We start from the raw sequence: 4251 nt of genomic DNA on the forward strand, positions 1-4251 counted from the left end.
TGCCGACATATGCACCGGGTCGGGCTGCATAGCCTGCTCCGTCGCCTATGAGCATCCCGATGCGCGCGTGCTGGCGACCGATATCGCACCTGAGGCGCTCGCCCTTGCGCGCGAAAACGTTGAGGCGCTGGGTTTGTCGGAACGCGTCTACGTGCTGAACAGCAATCTGGGCGACGCCATTCCTGCTCGCTTCATGGGCAAGCTCGATTTGGTGGTGTCGAATCCGCCCTACATTCCCACGTCGGTGATGGCGCAACTTCCGCACGAGGTCGGTGCGTTCGAACCCAGCCTCGCGCTCGACGGCGGGGCCGACGGCCTTGACCTATTCCGTCCGCTCACCGCATGGGCGGCACGCGCGCTCAAGCCGGGCGGCGGATACGCGGTGGAGCTCCATGAGACGTGTCTCGACGATGCCGCAGCCATCGCCCGCGAAGCGGGCTTCGTCGACGTGCGCATAGTGAACGATTTGGCCGACCGCCCCCGCGTGCTAGTGGCCCGGGCTCCCCGATAGGGGCGTGCGCTTACCTCTTGTGTGCATGGCTCCGCGGTGTGCGGGGCCTTTTTTCGGTGTGTTAGAATGTCTGCTTGCGTATACCGCGCTATCGCGTGACGTCGTTTCGGCAAGCGGCACCTTTCGCTCCGCCAGAATCGGCTTTACGCTGTACCACCTGATAAAAGATAGAGAAACGAAACGGAAAAGGACCCATCTCTATGTCGTTCATGGATTTCATCCATAACCTTACCGGGGGCTTCGGCGGGGCTTCTTCGTGCGACCTGGCCATCGACCTCGGCACGGCCAACACGCTGGTGGCCGTCACGGGCGAGGGCGTGGTTCTCAACGAGCCCAGCGTCGTCGCCATCGAACGCAGCACGCATCGCGTTCTTGCCGTGGGCCATGAGGCCAAGCAGATGATTAACCACACGCCCGACGCGTTTTCGGCGGAGCATCCGCTGCGCGACGGCGTTATCGCCGACTACGACGTGACCGAGGCCATGCTCTCGGCCTTCATCAACAAGGCCATCGAGCGCCGCTACCCCTGGCAGGCCAAGCCGCGCATCGTGATCTGCATCCCTTGCGGCGCCACCTCCGTCGAGAAGCGCGCCGTGTTCGAGGCCGCCATTCAGTCGGGCGCTCGTCAGGCATATCTGATCGAGGAGCCCATGGCTGCCGCTATGGGCGCCGATCTGCCCGTGACCGAGCCTACCGGCTCGATGGTGGTGGACATCGGCGGCGGTACCACCGAGGTGGCCGTCATCTCGCTGGGAGGCATCGTCACCAGCTCCAGTTTGCGTCTCGCGGGCAACAAGATGGACGAGGCCATCGCCATGTACCTGCGCGACCTTCTGGGCATCAAGGTGGGCGAGCGCACGGCCGAGATCATCAAGATCAAGATCGGCTCCATCCTGCCGTTCGAGGACGGCCGCGAGAAGGACATGATCATCTCCGGCCAGGACGTCGTGACCGAGCAGCCGCGCGAGGTGACCATCCAGTCCGAGGACGTTCGTGCTGCTCTGCAGCCGCCCATCGAGGAGATGGTCGTCCACATCAAGGAGACGTTCAAGAAGACCAACCCTGACTTGGCCAGCGACATCATCTCTAACGGCATCCTGCTCACGGGCGGCGGCGGCCTGCTTTCGGGCCTGGATCGCTTCCTTACGCAGCGCCTGGAGATTCCCGTATGGACCAGCGAAACGGCGCTTACCAACGTGGCCATGGGCTGCCTGAAGGTGCTCGAGACCCCTTCGGCGCTCAAACAGACCATGATGCGCTCCAAGTAAACAACCAAGCTTTTTGCCGCGCGCCGCTTTTGAGCGGCGCGCGTCGCTCGATACGCCTTTGCGCGGGGTTCGCCCGATGCGCACGGGCCGCTGCGATATGCGGCACGCCCGGATGAGGCGGGGAGGATAAACGCCCATGATCAGCAAGCATACGACCGCCAAGAGCAAGTCGATTCCCTTAAGCGGCACCGTTTTGGTGGTCGCGCTGCTCGTCGTATCCATCGTTTTGGCGACCGTCTACGCGCGCGAGGGGCAGGACGGCCCTCTGCATCGGGTCCAAAGCGTTGCCGGTATGGTGACCGCGCCCTTGCAGTTCGCCGGCGCGGGGGTGGCCTACGCGGCGGACACCGCGGGCGACGCCGTGGAGAACGCCACCGTTTCCAATGAGTCGTATACGGCGCTTCAGCAGGAAAACGCCCAGCTCAGAGATCAGCTCGTGCAGATGGAGGAGCTGCGCCAGGAAAACGAGCGCCTCACCGCTCTGCTCGATATCCAGAGCCAGTATCAGATCGATGGGGCTACGGGCCGCGTCATCGGCACCGGGTCGGACGCGTATTCGCGCGACATCACGGTGAACGTCGGCAGCAATAGCGGCGTCGAGCCCGGTCAGGCCGTAGTCGGCCCCAGCGGGCTCGTGGGTCAGGTGACCGAGGTTTCGCCGCTCACGTGCCGCGTGCGCCTTATCACCGACCCGCAGAGCGGCGTTTCGGCGTATCTGCAGTCTTCGCGCGATCAGTGCGTGGTGAAGGGCGCCGTGGACGGCCTGCTCTATCTCGAGTACCTTGATGACGCGGTTCAGGTCAAGGTGGGCGACGTGGTGGTCACCTCGGGCATGGGCGGCAGCTTCCCCGCGGGCATCACCATCGGCACCGTCACCAATGTGGTCAATCAGGCGGGCACGTCGGACCGCACCGTCATCGTGTCGCCGCTTTCCACCGCCGATGCTCTCGAAGAGGTCACCGTGGTGTTCTCTTCTTCGGCGGGAGACGCTGCAGCGGGCGATTCTTCCGACGGGCAGGATGCTGGCGATGCAAGTGCGTCCGATGATGCGGGCGTCTCTGACGACGCTTCCGACGGCACTGACGGCACCGATGCCGCGTACGACGAATACTACGATGAATCCGGGGAAGGCGAATAGCCTATGCGCGAAACCGTGGTTCTGATAATCGGAGGCATTGTTGCATTCGTGCTGCAATCCGTGCTCGCTCCCAATATCGCCGTGCTGGGCGCCATGCCCAACTTCGCGCTCGCTTTCGTTGCTACTGCGGCCATGCTTCGCACGTCCGACTCCATCGTCGTGATTGCGTTCGTCCTTGGCCTGGCAAGCGACCTGTCCACGGGCGGCACCGTGGGCGTTATGGCGGCGCTGCTCACCCTGGCGGCGTTCATCGCGTCACGCGCCGCTTCGCTATTCGGCAATGAGACGGTTACCGTGTCGCTGGCCATCTCCATGGCGACCTCGCTTATCGTGGAAGCAATCTACGCGTTCTTCTACATCGCTACGGCGGGGGTGCCCGCGATGGACGCGCTGCTTTTGCGTGCGCTGCCGTGCGCGCTGTACGACTGCGCCGTAGTGCTGATCATCATGCCGCTCATGTCGCATCTGCTCGCCCGCAGCGCGCCGTCGCATACGGCGCCTACGTCGTCTACCGTTCGTCTGCGTTAGGTCGGTGATAGCATGGTAGAAGCAATCATCACCGCGCTTGTCGTTATTATCGTGGCGGGCGTTGCGCTAGCGCTGTTCATGCGCTCTCGCGGCGTGAAGCCCCAGAGCTCCGTTCCCAAATCGGTGTCTTCCATCGGGTCGGGCACGCCGTTCGTCACCCGCAAGGCGGGTGCGTCCGTGGAGGGCGGCTCTTCGCCCGCCGCCGCGTCGAAGACGCGCGCACAAGGCGGGCTTCGGTCGCGCTTCGTCGCGCTGGGCGTGCTCATCGCCGCGGTGTTCGGCAGTCTGACCGCTAAGCTGTGGAGCATGCAGGTGCTTTCGAGCGACCAGTATGTGGCGGCGGCGCAGGGCAACCAGTTCACCACGGTGAAGACGCCCGCCCCTCGCGGTCGCATCTTCGACACCGAGGGCATCGTGCTGGTGGACAACGAGACCGCGCCCACCATTCTGGCCGACGCCGACGTGGCCGACAACCGCAACGTGACGCTGCGCCTCTCGGCGCTTCTGGGCGTTCCGCATGCCGTCATCCGTCAACGCATCCAGGACGCCACGGGCGGCGCCCAGGCCCAGCGCGAGGTGATGACCAATCCGCGTTTCCGCGACATCTCGTTCATCGAAGAGCATCCCGATGCGTTTCCGGGCGTCACCATCGAGCGCCGCACGAAGCGCGTGTATCCGTACGCCGCGCTTGCGGGCGCCGTTCTGGGCTATACGTCTAGCGCTTCCGAAGAGGCCATCTCCAATCCGCCCGCGGGTCTTGCGTACGCGAGCGGCGACGAAGTGGGGTCGAGCGGCGTCGAGCCGGC

At 64.4% G+C, this 4251-nt stretch carries 4 protein-coding genes and 1 pseudogene; all 5 read left to right on the top strand.

Annotated features, from left to right (window positions below):
• The coding region (locus Q0J60_RS10470; protein ID WP_294441334.1) for a HemK/PrmC family methyltransferase at positions 1-511 on the top strand (511 nt) is incomplete at its 5' end.
• Positions 512-711: 200 nt separating this feature from the next.
• Positions 712-1779 carry a rod shape-determining protein gene (locus Q0J60_RS10475; protein ID WP_294441335.1) on the top strand — a complete coding sequence of 356 codons (1068 nt, stop codon included), beginning with the start codon at positions 712-714 and terminating at the stop codon, positions 1777-1779.
• Positions 1780-1915: 136 nt separating this feature from the next.
• Positions 1916-2917 carry a rod shape-determining protein MreC gene (gene mreC / locus Q0J60_RS10480; RefSeq protein ID WP_294441337.1) on the top strand — a complete coding sequence of 334 codons (1002 nt, stop codon included), beginning with the start codon at positions 1916-1918 and terminating at the stop codon, positions 2915-2917.
• 3 nt (positions 2918-2920) lie between these two features.
• On the top strand, positions 2921-3445 hold the full coding sequence (mreD, locus tag Q0J60_RS10485; protein WP_294441338.1) for a rod shape-determining protein MreD: 525 nt from the start codon (positions 2921-2923) through the stop codon (positions 3443-3445).
• A 12-nt stretch (positions 3446-3457) separates the two neighbouring features.
• A pseudogene (locus Q0J60_RS10490) lies at positions 3458-4251 on the top strand (penicillin-binding protein 2); the annotation flags it as partial.

The sequence above is a fragment of the uncultured Slackia sp. genome (genome assembly GCF_944321625.1).
In the GTDB taxonomy this organism is placed as follows: Bacteria; Actinomycetota; Coriobacteriia; order Coriobacteriales; family Eggerthellaceae; genus Slackia.

Excerpts from the sequence above, each read along its gene's own strand:
- mreC (WP_294441337.1), top strand. The coding sequence starts at position 1,916 with ATGATCAGCAAGCATACGACCGCCAAGAGCAAGTCGATTCCCTTAAGC.
- mreD (WP_294441338.1), top strand. The coding sequence starts at position 2,921 with ATGCGCGAAACCGTGGTTCTGATAATCGGAGGCATTGTTGCATTCGTG.
- Q0J60_RS10475 (WP_294441335.1), top strand. The coding sequence starts at position 712 with ATGTCGTTCATGGATTTCATCCATAACCTTACCGGGGGCTTCGGCGGG.